Raw genomic sequence first — 16,025 nt, forward strand, 5'->3', positions numbered from 1 at the left:
TGATGCGCCGCTCGCTGTTGGTGACGGTGCCTTCCTTCTCGCCCCAGGTGGTGGCGGGCAGCAGCAGGTCGGCCCAGTCGCAGGTGGCGGCGCTGGCATAGGCTTCCTGCACCACCACGAACTCGGCACGCTCCAGCGCACGGCGCACGGTGGCCTGGTCAGGCATGGACTGGGCCGGGTTGGTGCAGGCGATCCACAAGGCCTTGATGTCGCCGTCGGCGGCGGCCTGGAACATCTCTACCGCGGTTTTGCCGGGGGTGGCCGGCAATTCGATGTCGGTATTCAGGCCCCAGAGAGTCGCCACTTCGGCGCGGTGCACCGGGTTGGCCAGGTCGCGGTGGGCCGACAGCAGGTTGGCCAGGCCACCCACCTCGCGCCCGCCCATGGCATTGGGCTGGCCGGTGAGGGAGAAGGGCCCCGCGCCCGGCAGGCCGATCTGCCCGCAGGCCAGGTGCAGGTTGATGAGGCTGGCGTTCTTGGCGGTGCCGCTGGTGGATTGGTTGAGGCCCTGGCAATAGAGGCTCAGCGTGCGAAGGCGCGTGCTGGCAGATACCAGGCTGGCATCGTCTGGCACACCCGCGAACCAGCGGGCGGCGGTGAACAGGTCGGCCACGGGCACGCCGCAGATCTGGGCCACGGTGTCGGGGGTGTAGGTTTGCACCAGCTCGCGCAGGGCGTCAAAGCCGCTGGTGTGGCGGGCGATGTGGTCCGTGTCCACCCAGCCCTCGGCCAGCAGGATGTGCAGCAGGCCGTGGAAGAACATCACGTCGGTGCCCGGCTGCAGTGGCAGGTACAGGTCGGCCAGGCTGGCGGTGTCGGTGCGGCGCGGGTCGGCCACGATGACTTTCATGCCCGGGCGCTGCGCCTTGGCGTCTTCGATGCGGCGGAACAGCACCGGGTGCGCCCAGGCCGCGTTGCTGCCGACGATGAACAGGCAGTCGGCGTGGTTCACGTCGTCGTAGCAGGCGGGCGGGGCGTCGGCACCCAGGGTGAGCTTGTAGCCGGCCACCGCGCTGCTCATGCACAGGCGTGAGTTGGTGTCGATGTTGTTGGTGCCCAGCAGCCCTTTGGCCAGCTTGTTGAAGACGTAGTAGTCCTCGGTCAGCAACTGGCCGCTGACGTAGAAACCCAGCGCGTCAGGGCCGTGGGTGCGGGCGATGGTGGACAGGCGATCGGCCGCCAGGTCGAGCGCGGCGTTCCAGCCCAGCGGCTGCGGTGTGGCACCGCGCTGCGCTCGCACCAGGGGTTGCAGCAGGCGCACCTGACGGGCAATCGCCGGGTCCGCCGTCAGGTGCAGGGTGGAGCCCTTGGTGCACAGTCGGCCAAAGTTGGCCGGGTGGTCCGGGTCTCCCCGCACGTGGGTGATGCGCTCGCCCACCGATTCGATGATCACCCCACACCCCACCCCGCAATATGGGCAGGTGGACCGGGTTTCGCGGGTGGGGGTGGTCACGGTGTTCTCCTGGGCGGGGCGGTTCGTTAAAAGGGGCTCAGGCGGCTTGGCTGCAGCGCCGCGCCGGGCCAGCAATCGGGCGCGTCTGGTCGGTGGCCTGGGTGGCCAGTTCGTGCGCGTCCAGCCACACTTCGCCCGCTTCCACCTTCACGTTGAAGCGGGGGGTGCAGCCTTCGTCCGGCGCAGCCGCCTGTCCGTCGCACAGGCCGATGGTCCAGTTGTGCAGTGGGCAGGCCACGCTGCGCCCGAAGACGATGCCCTGGCTCAGCGGCCCCCCCTTGTGGGGGCAGCGGTCGAGCAGGGCGAACACCTCGTCCTCGGTGTTGCGGAAGACGGCGACGTCCAGCCCCTGCGCGCGGGCCACGCGGCGCGAGCCCAGCACGGGAATGTCTTCCACGCGGCAGATCAGGGTCCATTCGGGTTGGGGGGTGCTCATGCCGAGGCTCCTTCTTTCACAACGGTCTTGACGGGTTCAAACTGGCGGACATCCACTTCGGCCTTGGCGAATTCGAACCAGGGGTTGGGCTCGCCCTCCAAGGCGGCCTGCAACTGCGCCCACAGGGCCTGGCGGCCTTCGTGGTCGTCCAGAATCTTCTTTTTCACGTAGTCCAGGCCCACGCGGTTGACGTAGTGCACGGTGCGTTCCAGGTACCAGCCTTCCAGACGGTAAAGTTGCATGAAAGCGCCGGTGTACTCCAGCACTTCTTCGGCGGTTTTGAGCTTGGTGAAGAAGTGCGCTACTTCGGTCTTGATGCCTCCGTTGCCAGCGATGTACATCTCCCAGCCGCTGTCCACGCCGATGATGCCCACGTCCTTGATGCCGGCTTCGGCGCAGTTGCGCGGGCAGCCGCTGACGGCGTACTTCACCTTGTGCGGGGCGTACATGCGCCACATGGCGCGCTCCAGGTCCTTGCCCATTTGGGTGGAGTCCTGCGTGCCCATGCGGCACCATTCGCTGCCGACGCAGGTCTTCACCGTGCGCAGTGCCTTGGCGTAGGCGTGGCCGCTGGGCATGTCCAGGTCCTTCCACACCGCCACCAGGTCTTCTTTCTTCACGCCCAGCAAGTCAATGCGCTGGCCGCCGGTCACCTTGACCGTGGGGATGGCGTACTTGTCCACCACGTCGGCGATGCGGCGCAGTTCGCTTGCCGTGGTTTCGCCGCCCCACATGCGCGGGATGACGCTGTAGGTGCCGTCCTTCTGGATGTTGGCGTGGCTGCGTTCGTTGATGAAACGGCTTTGCGGGTCGTCCCTGGCTTCTTTGGGCCAGGTGCTGATGAGGTAGTAATTCACCGCCGGGCGGCAGCTGGCGCAGCCGTTCGGGGTTTTCCAGCCCAGGTGCTGGAACACGGCGCCGGTGCTCAGCAGCTTGCCGCCGTCGGCCAGCGGTGTGGCGATGGCGGCGCGAACGTCGGCGTGGCTGTGGTCGGTGCAGCCGCACATCGGCTTTTTCTTCGGGGTGGCGCTGTAGTCGCCGCCGGCGGTGAACATCAAAATTTGCTCGACCAGGCCGGTGCACGAGCCGCAGCTGGCGCTGGCCTTGGTGTGCTTGCGCACCTCGTCCAGGGTGAACAGGCCTTTGTCCTTGATGGCCTTGCAGATCGCACCCTTGTTCACGCCGTTGCAGCCGCAGACCTCGGCGTCGTCGGGCATGCTGGCGGCCTTGGTGTGTCCCTCGTGGCCCACGTCGCCGATGTGGCTTTCGCCGAACATCAGCTTGTCGCGGATGTCGGCCACGTTGCGGCCCTCGCGCAGCAGCTTGAAGTACCAGGAGCCGTCCACGGTGTCGCCATACAGGCAGGCGCCCACCAGCTGGTCGTTCTGGATGACCAGCTTTTTGTAGACGCCGCCCACCGGGTCGCTCATCAGGATTTCTTCGCAGCCCTCGCCGCCCATGAAGTTGCCGGCGCTGAACAGGTCGATCCCGGTGACCTTGAGCTTGGTCGAGGTGAGCGAGCCGGTGTAGCGGCCGATGCCGAATTCGGCCAGGTGGTTGGCCAGCACCTTGCCCTGCTCGAACAGCGGCGCCACCAGGCCGTAGGCGATGCCGCGGTGCGCCGCGCATTCGCCCACGGCGTAGATGCGCGGGTCGGTCACGGTCTGCAGCGTGTCGCTGACGACGATGCCGCGGTTCACGTGCAGGTGCATGCTCTCGGCCAGCGCGGTGTTGGGGCGGATGCCCACGGCCATCACCACCAGGTCGGCGGGCACGGTGCTGCCGTCCTTGAACTGCACCTTAGCCACGCGGCCACTGTCGTTGGCCAGCAGCGCCTGGGTCTGTGCGCCCATGAGGAATTTCATGCCGCGCTGTTCCAGCGACTGTTGCAGCAGTTGGCCCGCCACCTCGTCGAGCTGGCGCTCCATCAGCCAGGGGCCCACGTGCACCACCGTCACCTCCATGCCGCGTTTCATCAGGCCGTTGGCGGCTTCCAGGCCCAGCAAGCCGCCGCCAATCACCACCGCGTGTTTGTGCACCGTGGCCGCATCAATCATGGCCTGGGTGTCTGCAATGTCACGGTAGGCCAGCACGCCCGGCAGGTCCTTGCCGGGGATGGGCAGCATGAAGGGGTTGGAGCCGGTGGCCAGCACCAGCCGGTCGTAGGCCACGCTCTGGGTCTGGCCCTGGGCGTTGCGGGCGTGCACCAGGCGGCGGGTGCGGTCCACCGCGGTCACCGTCCAGCCGGCGTGCAGGGTGATGCCGTGCTCCTGGTACCAGGACCAGTCGTTGAGGACGATCTCCTCCAGCGTCTGCTCGCCGGCCAGCACCGGCGACAGCAGGATGCGGTTGTAGTTGGGGTGCGGCTCGGCGCCGAAGACGGTGATGTCGTACAGGTCCGGGGCGAGCTTGAACAGCTCCTCCAGCGCCCGGACGCCGGCCATGCCGTTGCCCACCATCACCAGTTTCATTTTGCTTTTGGGTTCGACTCGCATGTCCATGGCGCAGCTCCAACTCCACATTCAGGGGTGAGCGACCCCCCGACCGGTGTCCGACCGGCCGTGGTTCGCTGGGGTTTCGGGGGGGGTGACCGGGCTCGGTCAGGCGGCCTTTTCCACGTGCGCCTGGCGCGTGTAAAGGAAGTCGATCACCGCCTTGCGGCAGTGCAGGTAGGCCGGGTCTTCGGCCAGTTCCACCCGGTGGCGCGGGCGTGGCAGGTCCACCGTCAGCACCTCGCCAATGGTGGCGGCGGGGCCGTTGGTCATCATCACGATCTTGTCGGACAGCAGCACCGCTTCGTCCACGTCGTGCGTCACCATCACCACCGTGCTTTGGGTGCGGGCGACGATGTCCAGCAGCTCGTCCTGCAGCTTGGCGCGGGTCAACGCGTCCAGGGCGCCGAAGGGCTCGTCCATCAGCAGCACCTTGGGCTCCATGGCCAGGGCGCGGGCAATGCCCACGCGCTGCTTCATGCCGCCGCTGATTTCGCCTGGGCGCTTCTGCGCCGCGTGCGTCAGCCCCACCAGGGCCAGCGCGGCGTGGGTGCGTTCGGTCAGCTGGGCCTTGCCTTCGGCCTTCTGACCGGTGCTGCGCGCCCCAGAGCCGAACACCCGCTCCACCCCCAGATAGACGTTGTCGAAGCAGGTCAGCCACGGCAGCAGCGAATGGTTCTGGAACACCACCGCGCGCTCCGGGCCGGGGCCGGCGATCTCGCGCCCGGCGCACAGCAGCACCCCCTGGGTCGGGCTGGTCAGACCGGCGATCAGGTTGAGCAAGGTGGACTTGCCGCAGCCCGAGTGCCCGATCAGGGCCACGAACTCGCCTTTGGCGATCGTCAGGTCGATGTCGCGCAGCGCCGGGAACAGGCCCTTTTTCGTCTTGAAGGTCTGGGCCACGCCTTCGATGCGGATGTACTTGCTGTCGCTCATGATTTCACCTCTTCGAACGTGAAGGCCGTGGCCAGTTGGATCAGGGCGTGTTCCAGCAGCAGGCCGACGATGCCGATGACGAAGATCGCCACGATGATGTTGGTGACGTTCAGGTTGTTCCACTCGTCCCAGACCCAGAAGCCGATGCCCACGCCGCCGGTCAGCATCTCGGCCGCCACGATCACCAGCCAGGCCGTGCCCACCGCCAGGCGCACGCCGGTCAGCATGTAGGGCAGCACCGCCGGGAACAGGATCTTGGTGACGATCTTCCACTCGCTCAGGTTGAGCACGCGGGCCACGTTCATGTAGTCCTGCGGCACGCGCTGCACGCCCACCGCGGTGTTGATGACCATCGGCCAGATGGAGCAGATGAAGATGGTCCAGATCGCCGCGGGGTTGGCGCCCTTGAACACCAGCAGGCCGATCGGCAGCCAGGCCAGCGGCGAGACCGGGCGCAGCAGGCTGATGAGCGGGTTGAACATGCGGCTCAGAAAATCGAAGCGGCCGATGGCAAAGCCCGCCGGAATGCCCACCAGCGCGGCCAGGCCGAAGCCCATGGCCACGCGCTGCAGCGACATCAGCACGTTCCAGCCCACGCCCTGGTCGTTCGGGCCGTTGCGGTAGAAGGGGTCGGAAAAAATCGCCACGGCCTGCGTCCAGGTGTCCAGCGGGGTCGGGATGCTGCTGCCGGTGGACACCGACACCAAGTACCACAGGCCCACCAGCAGGGCCAGGCCCAGCACCGGGGGCACCACGGCCCAGGCCAGGGCCGACGCGTCGAAGCCGGCACGCGGCGCGGGCGGCGTGGCGGCCGCCACCACCGGCGCAGCGCCGGCTTGGGGGTGAAGGGCAGAAGGGCTGGACGCCGGCGGCGCCGACTCCAGCGGGGCGTGAAACACGGCGCTGACCATGGTGCAACCCTCCTCAGGCCTTGATCTTGAAACCGTCGGCGTACTGGGCCGGGTTCTTGCCGTCCCAGGTCACACCGTCGATGAACTTGCTGCTGCGCAGCACGTCCTTGGGCACGCCGATGCCCATGGCGCCGGCCACCGACTTGTACAGGTCCACCCGGTTCACCTGTTTGGCGATACCCAGGTAGTCGGGGTGGCTCTTGAGCAAACCCCAGCGCTTGTGCTGGGTCAGGAACCACATGCCGTCGCTCAGGAAGGGGAAGTTCACCAACCCGTCGTTGAAAAACTTCATGTGGTTCGGGTCGTCCCAGGTCTTGCCCAGGCCGTTCTGGTAGCGGCCCAGGATGCGCTGGTTGATCGCGTCTACGCTGGTGTTGATGTAGCTCTTCTGCGCCACCGTTTCGGCCATCTTCAGCTTGTTCTGCAGGCCGGCGTCGATCCAGCGGCTGGCCTCCAGCACCGCCATCATCACCGCGCGGGTGGTGTTGGGGTACTTGCTCACGAATTCGCTGGTGGTGCCCAGCACCTTTTCTGGGTGGTCTTTCCAGATGTCCTGGGTGGTGTTGGCGGTGATGCCGATGCCGTCCATGATCGCGCGGTGGTTCCAGGGCTCGCCCACGCAGAAGCCGTCCATGTTGCCGATGCGCATGTTGGCCACCATTTGCGGCGGTGGCACGGTGATCAGCTTGGCGCCCGACAGCGGGTTGATGCCCGCGGCCGCCAGCCAGTAGTGCATCCACATGGCGTGGGTGCCGGTGGGGAAGGTGCCGGCGAAGGTGTATTCGCGCGGTTTCTGCGCCATCACCTTGGCCAGGCTGGGGCCGTCCACCGCGCCCTGGCCGGCCAGCGCCTTGCTCAGGGTGATGGCCTGGCCGTTGTGGTTCAGGTTCATCAGCACCGCCATGTCCTTCTTGGGGCCGGCGGTGCCCAGGTGCACACCGTAAATCAGGCCGTAGAGCACGTGGGCCAAGTCCAGTTCGCCGTTGACCAGCTTGTCGCGCACGCCGGCCCAACTGGCCTCTTTGGTCGGGATGATCTTGACGCCGTACTTCTGGTCGAAGCCCAGCACCGAGGCCATGACCACGCTGGCACAGTCGGTCAGCGGGATGAAGCCGATCTTGACCTCTTTCTTTTCCGGGGCGTCGGAGCCGGCGGCCCACACGCCGTGGTGCCCCAGGCTGGAGAACAGCGCCGCGCCGGTCAGGGCCGCACCCTGCTGGAGCCAGGCGCGGCGGTTGGGGGTGGCGGGGCGGTCGGTCGGGGGCAGGGCCGTTGCGGCGGTGGAGGGGGTGTGGGGCATGACAACTCCTGGAGCGGGACTTCAAGGCCCGGGCCCACGAAAAACGGCGTCCACCGCACCACTGGGCCAACCAGTGGGCGATGGACGCCGTTGTCCATGTGTCCGGGAAGACGTCGATTCGTGCCGCCGTTGGCTCAAATCGCTGTCAACCCTCTAGCAGAAGCCGTGCCAGGTGAAAGCCAGCGGTCGATTTCCAGAGGTTGCCAGGGCAGAAAAGACCGACGCCCCCGGCGCCTCCGCCGGCGCGATGGGCCGCGGCGGTGCGTGCCGTGCGCGCCGCGGTGCGCCGAGGCACTGAGTCGGTGCGTGGGTGTGTCAGCGGCCGCTTGCCGCCAGCACGTCGCGCATGGCCAGCACCGCCTCGGCCACGTCCACCAGGCGTTTGTTCTGGCTCATCGCCATCTGGCGCATGGCCTTGTGCGCGGCTTCTTCGTTGAGCTGGCGGTGGGCCATCAGCAGGCCTTTGGCGCGCTCGATCACCTTGCGCTCGTTCAGGCTGGCGCGCACGGTGTCCAGCTCGTCGGCCATGGACTGCAGGCGCTGGGCCTGAGCCTGCACCATGTCCAGCACCGAGCGCTCCAGCTGCGAACCCACCGGCTGGGTCGGGGCGGTGCCCGAGGGGCGGGCGTCGTGGAAAAACTGCTCCAGCACCGCCGGGTCGGTGCCGGCGCTGGCCTGCGGGCCGTCCAGCCGGGCCTGCAGCTCCTGCAGGTGTTGCAGTTCCTGGTCGGTGGCGGCCAGTTGTGTGGCGCAGCGCTGCAGCAGCTCCTGCGTCATCTGGTTCTCCACCAGCCGCATCTCGTCCATGCGCTGGCTGCAGCAGTCGAACCAGGGCTGGCTCAGCTGGGTGTTCAGCGGCCCGCCCACGCTGGCGGTGCCCAGCAGGCGGCGCATCCGTTCCAGCTCCACCAGGGCCGAGGCGCGCTGGCACTCGCGCCACAGGCTGCGGGTGTCGTGGCTAGCAAAGTCGCTGAACACCTGCAGGCAGCGTTCCTGCGAGTCGATCAGGTGCAGCAGCCGCTGCTGCGCATCGTGTTCGGTGGCGCCGCTGGCGAACATGGCCGCGCCGGTGGCGCGTTCTTGCCCGGCGAATTCCTTGCCCTGCATGAAATTGAACAGCGCCACCAGCAGGCGTGAAATGGCGGGGTCGCTGGCGGTGTCGGCCGCTTCGCACACCACCGCCAGCAGCCCGGCGATCAGCTGCCCATAGGCCGCCGTGGCGCGCGCAGGCGTCCACTGCAGGGCCGCGATGCCGCTGCGCAGGCCCGGCAGGGCGCCCAGGCCGTGCAGCACGTAGGCGATGCGGCTGAACAGCCGGGCGCCGTTGTCGTGCCGGCCGGCGCCGGTGTCCAGGCCGTCAAAGGCGGCGCGCAACTCCACTGCGGTGGCGTCGCTGGCGCCGGTCTGGCCGCGCAGGGCCTCGCCAAAGCGTTCGCCGCGCGAGCCCAGGAACAGGTTGCTCAGGCCCCGCTCGCGCTGCAGTTCGTGGATCATGCGCGAGGTCACCCGCACCAGCGCGCTGGTCTGCTGCAGTTGCCGCAGGTCCGCCATCTCGCACTGCTTGGCGGCCATCAGGAAGCTCAAACCGGTTTTCATCGGGGCCAGGGGTGGGCGTTCGTGGGCCTGCGGGCACCGGGTGCCGCTCAGGGTTTACCCCGCTATTGTGCACCGCCGTACACTGGCGGCATGTTGATATTGGGAATCGAATCGTCGTGCGACGAAACCGGGGTGGCGCTGGTCGAGGCCGCCGCCGGGCAGGGCGGGGTGCCGCGCCTGCTGGGCCACGCGCTGCACAGCCAGATCGAGATGCACCGGGCCTACGGCGGCGTGGTGCCCGAGCTGGCCAGCCGCGACCACATCCGCCGCGTGCTGCCGCTGACCGAAGCCACCCTGGCGCAGGCCGGGCGCGCGCTGGCCGAGGTCGAGCTGGTGGCCTACACCCGCGGTCCCGGCCTGGCCGGCGCGCTGCTGGTGGGGGCCGGGGTGGCCTGCGCCATGGCCGCGGCGTTGGGGCGGCCCACCCTGGGAGTGCACCACCTGGAAGGCCACCTGTTGTCGCCCTTTCTCAGTGCCGACCCGCCCGAGTTTCCCTTTGTCGCCCTGCTCGTTTCGGGCGGCCACACCCAGCTGATGCGCGTGGACGGCGTGGGCCGCTACGCGCTGTTGGGCGAAACCATCGACGACGCCGCCGGCGAGGCTTTTGACAAATCCGCCAAGCTGCTGGGCCTGGGTTACCCGGGTGGCCCGGCGCTGGCGCGACTGGCCGAACAGGGCCAGGCCGACGCTTTCAAGCTGCCGCGCCCGCTGTTGCACAGCGGCGACCTGGATTTTTCTTTCGCCGGCCTCAAAACGGCGGTGCTGACCCAGGCCAAAAAACTCGGTGCCGACCTGGACACCCGCCGCGCCGACCTGGCGGCTGCCACGCAGGCCGCCATCGTCGAGGTGCTGGTGAAAAAGTCGCTGGCAGCGCTGCAGCAGACCGGCCTGCGCCGGCTGGTGGTGGCCGGCGGCGTGGGTGCCAACCGCCTGCTGCGGGCGCAGCTGGACGCGGCCTGCCAGCGCCGCGGCGTGCGGGTGCATTACCCCGAACTGCACCTGTGCACCGACAACGGCGCCATGATCGCACTGGCCGCCGGCATGCGGGTCCAGGCGGGGCTGGTGCCGGCCGAGGCGCGCTGCTACAGCTTCGACGTGAAACCGCGCTGGCCGCTGGCCGAGCTGTCGGTGGTTTGAGGGCGTTAGGCTGCGCTCTCGTCTCCGGCTATAATCCATGGTTGCTTGTTTTATCGCAGGCAATTCACGCCCGTAGCGGCAAACCCCGATGCCTCTGGCACCGTTGGGCCACCTGCGACGGGATGCATGTCCACATTAGGAAAATTCTCATGATTTCTCAAGCCGCCAAGGCCGAAGTGATTGCCGCCAATGCCCGCGCCGCCAACGACACCGGCAGCCCCGAGGTGCAGGTCGGTATCCTGACCGCCCGCATCAACGAGCTGACCCCCCACTTCAAGACCCACCACAAAGACCACCACGGTCGCCGCGGTCTGCTGAAGATGGTGAGCCGCCGCCGCAAGCTGCTGGACTACCTGAAGTCCAAGGACGCCGACCGCTACCTGGCGCTGATCCAGAAATTGGGCCTGCGCAAGTAATCGGTTTGCCGAAGCACTGAACCCGCCAAACGCCTGGGTAGCTCAGCCGCCCCAGGCGTTTTTTGCTTTTTTCACCGGAGTTGCCGCCGTTCAGAGCGAAGCTGTGTCATTCCAACGGGCTTGTGCCCGTCCGCAGGCCCGCTGGAATGGCATCGTGTTCTGAAGAGGGCGCTCCCCACCCTGGGCGCCGTTGTCTGCGCCCGAACACCCAGGAGCACACCATGACCATGTTCAACAAAGTCACCAAAACCTTCCAGTGGGGCCAACACACGGTCCGCATGGAAACCGGCGAAATCGCCCGCCAGGCCAGCGGCGCCGTGCTGCTCGACATCGAGGGCACCGTGGTCCTGGCCACCGTGGTGGCCAAGCAGGAAGCCAAGGCCGGTCAGGACTTCTTCCCGCTGACCGTCGATTACCTCGAGAAGACCTACGCCGCCGGCAAGATCCCGGGCAGCTTCTTCAAGCGCGAAGGCCGCCCGTCCGAATTCGAGACCCTGACCAGCCGCCTGATCGACCGCCCGATCCGCCCGCTCTTCCCCGAGGGCTTCTTCAACGAAGTGCAGGTGGTCATCCACACCCTGTCGCTGAACCCCGAGGTGGACGCCGACATCGCGGCCATGATCGCCACCAGCGCCGCCCTGTCGGTGTCGGGCATCCCGTTCAACGGCCCCATCGGCGCCGCTCGCGTGGGTTACATCAACGGCGAATACGTGCTGAACCCGGGCCAGACCGAGCGCAAGAACAGCCAGATGGACCTGGTGGTGGCCGGCACCGAGGCCGCCGTGCTCATGGTGGAGTCCGAGGCCCAGCAGTTGAGCGAAGAGATCATGCTGGGCGCCGTGGTGTTTGGCCACGAGCAGGGCAACATCGCCATCGCCGCCATCAACGAACTGGTGCGTGACGCCGGTAAGCCCGAGTGGAACTGGCAGGCCCCGGCCAAAGACGAGGCCCTGATCGCCAAGATCGACGGCCTGGCCAAGGCCAAGCTGGAGGCCGCCTACCAGATCCGCAACAAGCAGGCCCGCACCCAGGCCTGCCGTGCCGCCTACGCCGACGTGATGGCCGCCCTGAAGGCCGAAGGCGTGGCCTTTGACAGCGTGGCCATCGAAGGCCTGCTGTTCGAAATCGAAGCCAAGATCGTGCGCGGCCAGATCCTGGCCGGCGAGCCCCGCATCGACGGCCGCGACACCCGCACCGTGCGCGCCATCGAAATCCGCAATGGCGTGCTGCCGCGCACCCACGGCTCGGCGCTGTTCACCCGCGGTGAAACCCAGGCGCTGGTCGTGGCCACGCTGGGCACCGACCGCGACGCGCAGCGCATCGACGCCCTGAGCGGCGACTTCGAAGACCGCTTCATGCTGCACTACAACATGCCGCCCTTCGCCACCGGCGAAACCGGTCGTGTGGGCTCGCCGAAGCGCCGCGAAATCGGCCACGGTCGCCTGGCCAAGCGCGCCCTCATCGCCGCGCTGCCGAGCAAGGAAGAATTCCCCTACACCCTGCGCGTGGTGTCTGAAATCACCGAATCGAACGGTTCCTCGTCCATGGCCTCCGTCTGCGGCGGCTGCCTGGCGCTGATGGACGCCGGCGTGCCCATGAAGGCCCACGTGGCCGGCATCGCCATGGGCCTGATCAAGGACGGCAACCGCTTTGCGGTGCTGACCGATATCCTAGGCGACGAAGACCACCTGGGCGACATGGACTTCAAGGTGGCCGGCACCACCAACGGCGTGACCGCGCTGCAGATGGACATCAAGATCCAGGGCATCACCAAGGAAATCATGCAGGTCGCGCTGGCCCAGGCCAAGGAAGCGCGCATGCACATCCTGGGCAAGATGCAGGACGCCATGGGCGAAGCCAAGACCGAAGTGAGTAATTTCGCGCCCAAGCTGTTCACCATGAAGATCAACCCCGAGAAGATCCGTGACGTGATCGGCAAGGGCGGCGCCGTCATCCGCGCGCTGACCGAAGAGACCGGCTGCCAGATCAACATCGAGGAAGACGGCACCATCACCATCGCCGCCACCGAGGCCGCCAAGGCCGACGAGGCCAAGCGCCGCATCGAGCAGATCACCGCCGAAGTCGAAATCGGCAAGGTCTACGAAGGCCCGGTCACCAAGATCCTGGACTTCGGCGCCCTGATCAACCTGCTGCCCGGCAAGGACGGTCTGCTGCACATCAGCCAGATCGCGCACCAGCGCGTGGAGAAGGTCACCGACTTCCTCAAGGAAGGCCAGATCGTCAAGGTCAAGGTGCTGGAAACCGACGAAAAGGGCCGCGTCAAGCTGTCCATGAAGGCGCTGCTGGACCGCGACGACGCCGGCGTGCAACAGCAGCAACAGCAGCAGTAAGTCTGGGGTGGCGGGCATGAGCCAGACGATGCGAGCCGTCGAGATCGCCACCTACGGGGCGCCCGAGGTGTTGCGCCTGACCGAGCGCCCGCGCCCCGTGGGCGGCGCCGGGGAACTGCTGATCCGCGTGGCGGCCTCGGGCGTGAACCGCCCGGACGTGTTGCAGCGCACCGGCAACTACCCGGTGCCGCCCGGTGCCTCGGACATCCCGGGGCTGGAGGTGGCGGGCGTGGTCGAGGCGGGTGACGCCGCAGCCCTGGCCGAGGCGGGCCTGCAACTGGGCGACCATGTGTGCGCGCTGGTGGCCGGTGGCGGCTACGCCGAGTATTGTGTCGCCCCGGTGGCGCAATGCCTGCCGGTGCCCGCCGGTTGGACCGATGTGGAGGCCGCGGGCCTGCCCGAGACCTTTTTCACCGTCTGGAGCAATGTGTTCGACCGCGGTCGGCTGCAGCCGGGCGAGACCCTGCTGGTGCAGGGCGGCTCCAGCGGCATCGGCGTGACCGCCATCCAGATGGCCAAGGCCCTGGGGGCCCGCGTCATCGTCACCGTGGGCAGCGACGAGAAGGCCCGGGCCTGCCTGGCCTTGGGCGCCGACCACGCCATCCACTACAAAACCCAGGACTTCGTGCGCGAAGTGGCCGACCTGACCGGCGGCCGAGGCGTGGACGTGGTCCTCGACATGGTGGCCGGGCCTTACGTGGCGCGAGAGCTGGATTGCCTGGCCGAAGACGGCCGCCTCGTGATCATCGCGGTGCAGGGCGGTGTCAACGCCGAGGTGAACGCCGGCCAAGTGCTGCGCCGCCGCCTCACCCTCACCGGCTCCACCCTGCGGCCGCGGCCGGTGGCGTTCAAGGCGGCCATCGCGGCCAGCCTGCGCCAGCACGTCTGGCCTTTGCTGGCCAGCGGTGCGATCCGGCCGGTGGTGTTCCGGGTGTTCCCGGCGGCCCAGGCGGCCGACGCCCACGCCCTGATGGAGTCCAACCAGCACATCGGCAAGCTCCTGCTCGACTGGCGGGCGTGAGCCGGCCGCGTGCAGGCCCGAGACGGGATTGGAGCGCATGAACAAACTCATCGTTGGCAACTGGAAAATGAACGGCGGCCTGGCCGACAACGCCGCCCTGCTGGGCGCGTTGTTGCGGGGCTGGCCCGACCGTGCCGCGGCCGATGTGGCCGTGTGCGCGCCCATGCCTTACCTGGCCCAGCTGCAGCAACTGCTGCAGGGCACGCCGCTGGCGTGGGGTGCCCAGGATGCTTCGGCCCACCCACATGGCGCCTACACCGGCGAAACCAGCGCCGCCATGCTGCGCGACTTCGCCTGCCGCTACGCCCTGGTCGGCCATTCCGAGCGGCGCCGGTACCACGGCGAGTCCGACGACACCGTGGCCACCAAGGCCCAGCGTGTGCTGGCCGCGGGCATCACCCCCATCGTGTGTGTGGGTGAAACCCTGGCCGAACGCGAAGCCGGCCGCACCGAGCTGGTGGTCAAGCGCCAGCTGGCCTCGGTGATCCACACCGTGGGCCACTGCACCAGCGAAATCGTGGTGGCTTACGAGCCGGTTTGGGCGATCGGCACCGGCCAGACGGCCACGCCCGCGCAGGCCCAGGCGGTGCACGCCGTGTTGCGGGCGCAGTTGCAGGCGGCCACCGCCCACGCCGACCGCATCCGCATCCTCTATGGCGGCAGCATGAACCCGGCCAACGCGGCCGAGCTGCTGTGCCAGCCCGACATCGACGGCGGACTCATCGGCGGCGCGTCGTTGAAGTCGGACGAATTTCTCAGCATCATCGCTTCGTGCCCGGTTCACGGCTGAAGCGTCACCCATCTGGAGTAACCCATGAGCGTTCTGATGACCATTCTGCTGGCGGTGCAACTGCTGTCGGCCATTGCCATGATCGGCCTGATCCTGGTGCAACACGGCAAGGGGGCCGACGCCGGTGCCGCTTTCGGCGGCGGCGGTGGGGGCGGCTCGGCCAGCCTGTTCGGCGCCTCGGGCAGCGCCAACTTCCTGTCGCGCAGCACCGCGGCGCTGGCCACCGTGTTCCTGGTGGCCACCCTGTGCCTCGCCTACTTTGGCGGTGCCCAGCCGGCGGCGTCGGGCAGCGTGCTCGAGAAGCTGCCGGCCCCGTCCGCCCCGGTCGATGGCGCCGCCGCCGTGCCAGCGACCCCGGCCACGGGAGCCGCACAGATCCCCGGCCAGTGAGCGTTGCTTGTAAGGAAAATCCCTGATTTTTCAGAGTAGAATCGTGGTCTGTTGAGTGGGTGGTGCGGTTCAGCCAAGCCATCCACTGCAACAGCAAAACAACTTCATGCCGACGTGGTGAAATTGGTAGACACGCTATCTTGAGGGGGTAGTGGCGAAAGCTGTGCGAGTTCGAGTCTCGCCGTCGGCACCAATACAAACGAGGCGCCCCGCGGGCGCCTGCGGGAAAGCCAAATGAACCTAGAGCAATACCTTCCAGTTCTCTTGTTTGTCTTGGTTGGTATCGCTGTTGGGGTACTCCCCCAGGTGTTTGGGTACATACTCGGGCCGAACCGGCCCGACCCCGCCAAAAACTCCCCCTACGAATGCGGCTTCGAGGCCTTCGAAGACGCGCGGATGAAGTTCGACGTGCGTTACTACCTCGTCGCCATCCTGTTCATTCTGTTCGACCTCGAAATCACCTTCCTGGTTCCCTGGGTGGTGGCGTTCACCGACATCGGCTCCTACGGCTTCTGGGTGGGGGTGGTGTTTCTGGTCGATCTGATCGTGGGTTTTGTCTACGCCTGGAAAGTGGGCGCCCTGGATTGGGAATGACGTTCGCGTAACGCGCAGGAGTTCAGATGATCGAAGGCGTCTTCAAAGAAGGCTTCATCACCACCAGTTACGACTCGGTGGTGAACTGGGCCAAAACCGGTTCCTTGTGGCCGATGACGTTCGGCCTCGCGTGTTGCGCGGTGGAAATGATGCACGCGGCCACCGCCCGTTACGACCTGGCCCGCTTCGGCGCCGAGGTGTT

Annotated in this window: 14 protein-coding genes, 1 tRNA gene and 1 pseudogene; 9 read left to right on the forward strand and 7 right to left on the reverse strand. The window is 67.5% G+C overall.

Annotated features, from left to right (window positions below; genetic code table 11):
* From HA630_RS13285 to HA630_RS13315, 7 genes are all read right to left on the reverse strand, one after another.
* The coding region (locus tag HA630_RS13285; protein WP_166835308.1) for a molybdopterin-dependent oxidoreductase at positions 1-1,453 on the reverse strand (1,453 nt) is incomplete at its 3' end.
* Between the two features lie 37 nt (positions 1,454-1,490).
* Positions 1,491-1,889: a nitrite reductase small subunit NirD gene (gene nirD / locus HA630_RS13290; RefSeq protein WP_166835310.1), complete on the reverse strand. Its 399-nt coding sequence runs from the start codon at positions 1,887-1,889 to the stop codon at positions 1,491-1,493.
* Positions 1,886-4,390: a nitrite reductase large subunit NirB gene (gene nirB, locus HA630_RS13295; RefSeq protein ID WP_166835312.1), complete on the reverse strand. Its 2,505-nt coding sequence runs from the start codon at positions 4,388-4,390 to the stop codon at positions 1,886-1,888. The genes nirD and nirB overlap by 4 nt, the downstream gene beginning before the upstream one ends.
* A 99-nt stretch (positions 4,391-4,489) precedes the next feature.
* Complete coding sequence (locus HA630_RS13300; protein ID WP_166835314.1) at positions 4,490-5,317, reverse strand: ABC transporter ATP-binding protein; 828 nt, start codon at positions 5,315-5,317, stop codon at positions 4,490-4,492.
* On the reverse strand, positions 5,314-6,228 hold the full coding sequence (gene ntrB, locus HA630_RS13305; RefSeq protein ID WP_166835316.1) for a nitrate ABC transporter permease: 915 nt from the start codon (positions 6,226-6,228) through the stop codon (positions 5,314-5,316). Before ntrB ends, HA630_RS13300 begins: the two co-directional genes overlap by 4 nt.
* A gap of 13 nt (positions 6,229-6,241) precedes the next feature.
* Entirely contained in the window at positions 6,242-7,528 is a 1,287-nt protein-coding gene (locus HA630_RS13310) for a CmpA/NrtA family ABC transporter substrate-binding protein (protein ID WP_166835318.1), read from the reverse strand.
* A 315-nt stretch (positions 7,529-7,843) separates the two neighbouring features.
* A complete protein-coding gene (locus tag HA630_RS13315; RefSeq protein WP_166835320.1) occupies positions 7,844-9,124 on the reverse strand; it encodes a nitrate regulatory protein in 1,281 nt (426 codons plus the stop codon).
* 90 nt (positions 9,125-9,214) lie between these two features.
* Here HA630_RS13315 and tsaD point away from each other — a divergent pair, with 90 nt between their 5' ends.
* The 9 genes and pseudogenes from tsaD to HA630_RS13360 all read left to right on the forward strand — a co-directional run.
* Positions 9,215-10,261, forward strand: coding sequence for a tRNA (adenosine(37)-N6)-threonylcarbamoyltransferase complex transferase subunit TsaD (gene tsaD, locus HA630_RS13320; protein WP_166835322.1), 1,047 nt, complete (start codon positions 9,215-9,217; stop codon positions 10,259-10,261).
* A 149-nt stretch (positions 10,262-10,410) separates the two neighbouring features.
* Complete coding sequence (gene rpsO / locus HA630_RS13325) at positions 10,411-10,677, forward strand: 30S ribosomal protein S15 (RefSeq protein WP_166835324.1); 267 nt, start codon at positions 10,411-10,413, stop codon at positions 10,675-10,677.
* Positions 10,678-10,898: 221 nt separating this feature from the next.
* Positions 10,899-13,028, forward strand: coding sequence for a polyribonucleotide nucleotidyltransferase (gene pnp, locus HA630_RS13330; protein ID WP_166835326.1), 2,130 nt, complete (start codon positions 10,899-10,901; stop codon positions 13,026-13,028).
* 28 nt (positions 13,029-13,056) lie between these two features.
* Positions 13,057-14,049, forward strand: coding sequence for an NAD(P)H-quinone oxidoreductase (locus HA630_RS13335; RefSeq protein ID WP_166835334.1), 993 nt, complete (start codon positions 13,057-13,059; stop codon positions 14,047-14,049).
* 37 nt (positions 14,050-14,086) lie between these two features.
* Positions 14,087-14,839, forward strand: coding sequence for a triose-phosphate isomerase (gene tpiA / locus HA630_RS13340; protein ID WP_166835328.1), 753 nt, complete (start codon positions 14,087-14,089; stop codon positions 14,837-14,839).
* A gap of 24 nt (positions 14,840-14,863) precedes the next feature.
* Positions 14,864-15,229 (forward strand): preprotein translocase subunit SecG, encoded by a 366-nt coding sequence (secG, locus tag HA630_RS13345; RefSeq protein ID WP_166835330.1) that lies wholly within the window; start codon positions 14,864-14,866, stop codon positions 15,227-15,229.
* A 108-nt stretch (positions 15,230-15,337) separates the two neighbouring features.
* Positions 15,338-15,422, forward strand: a tRNA-Leu gene (locus HA630_RS13350).
* Positions 15,423-15,463: 41 nt separating this feature from the next.
* The gene (locus HA630_RS13355; RefSeq protein ID WP_166835332.1) at positions 15,464-15,823 is read left to right on the forward strand and encodes an NADH-quinone oxidoreductase subunit A; all 360 of its coding nucleotides are present in this window, start codon (positions 15,464-15,466) and stop codon (positions 15,821-15,823) included.
* A gap of 26 nt (positions 15,824-15,849) precedes the next feature.
* Positions 15,850-16,025, forward strand: a pseudogene (locus tag HA630_RS13360) (NADH-quinone oxidoreductase subunit B); the annotation flags it as partial.

This window comes from Aquabacterium sp. A08, assembly GCF_011742065.1.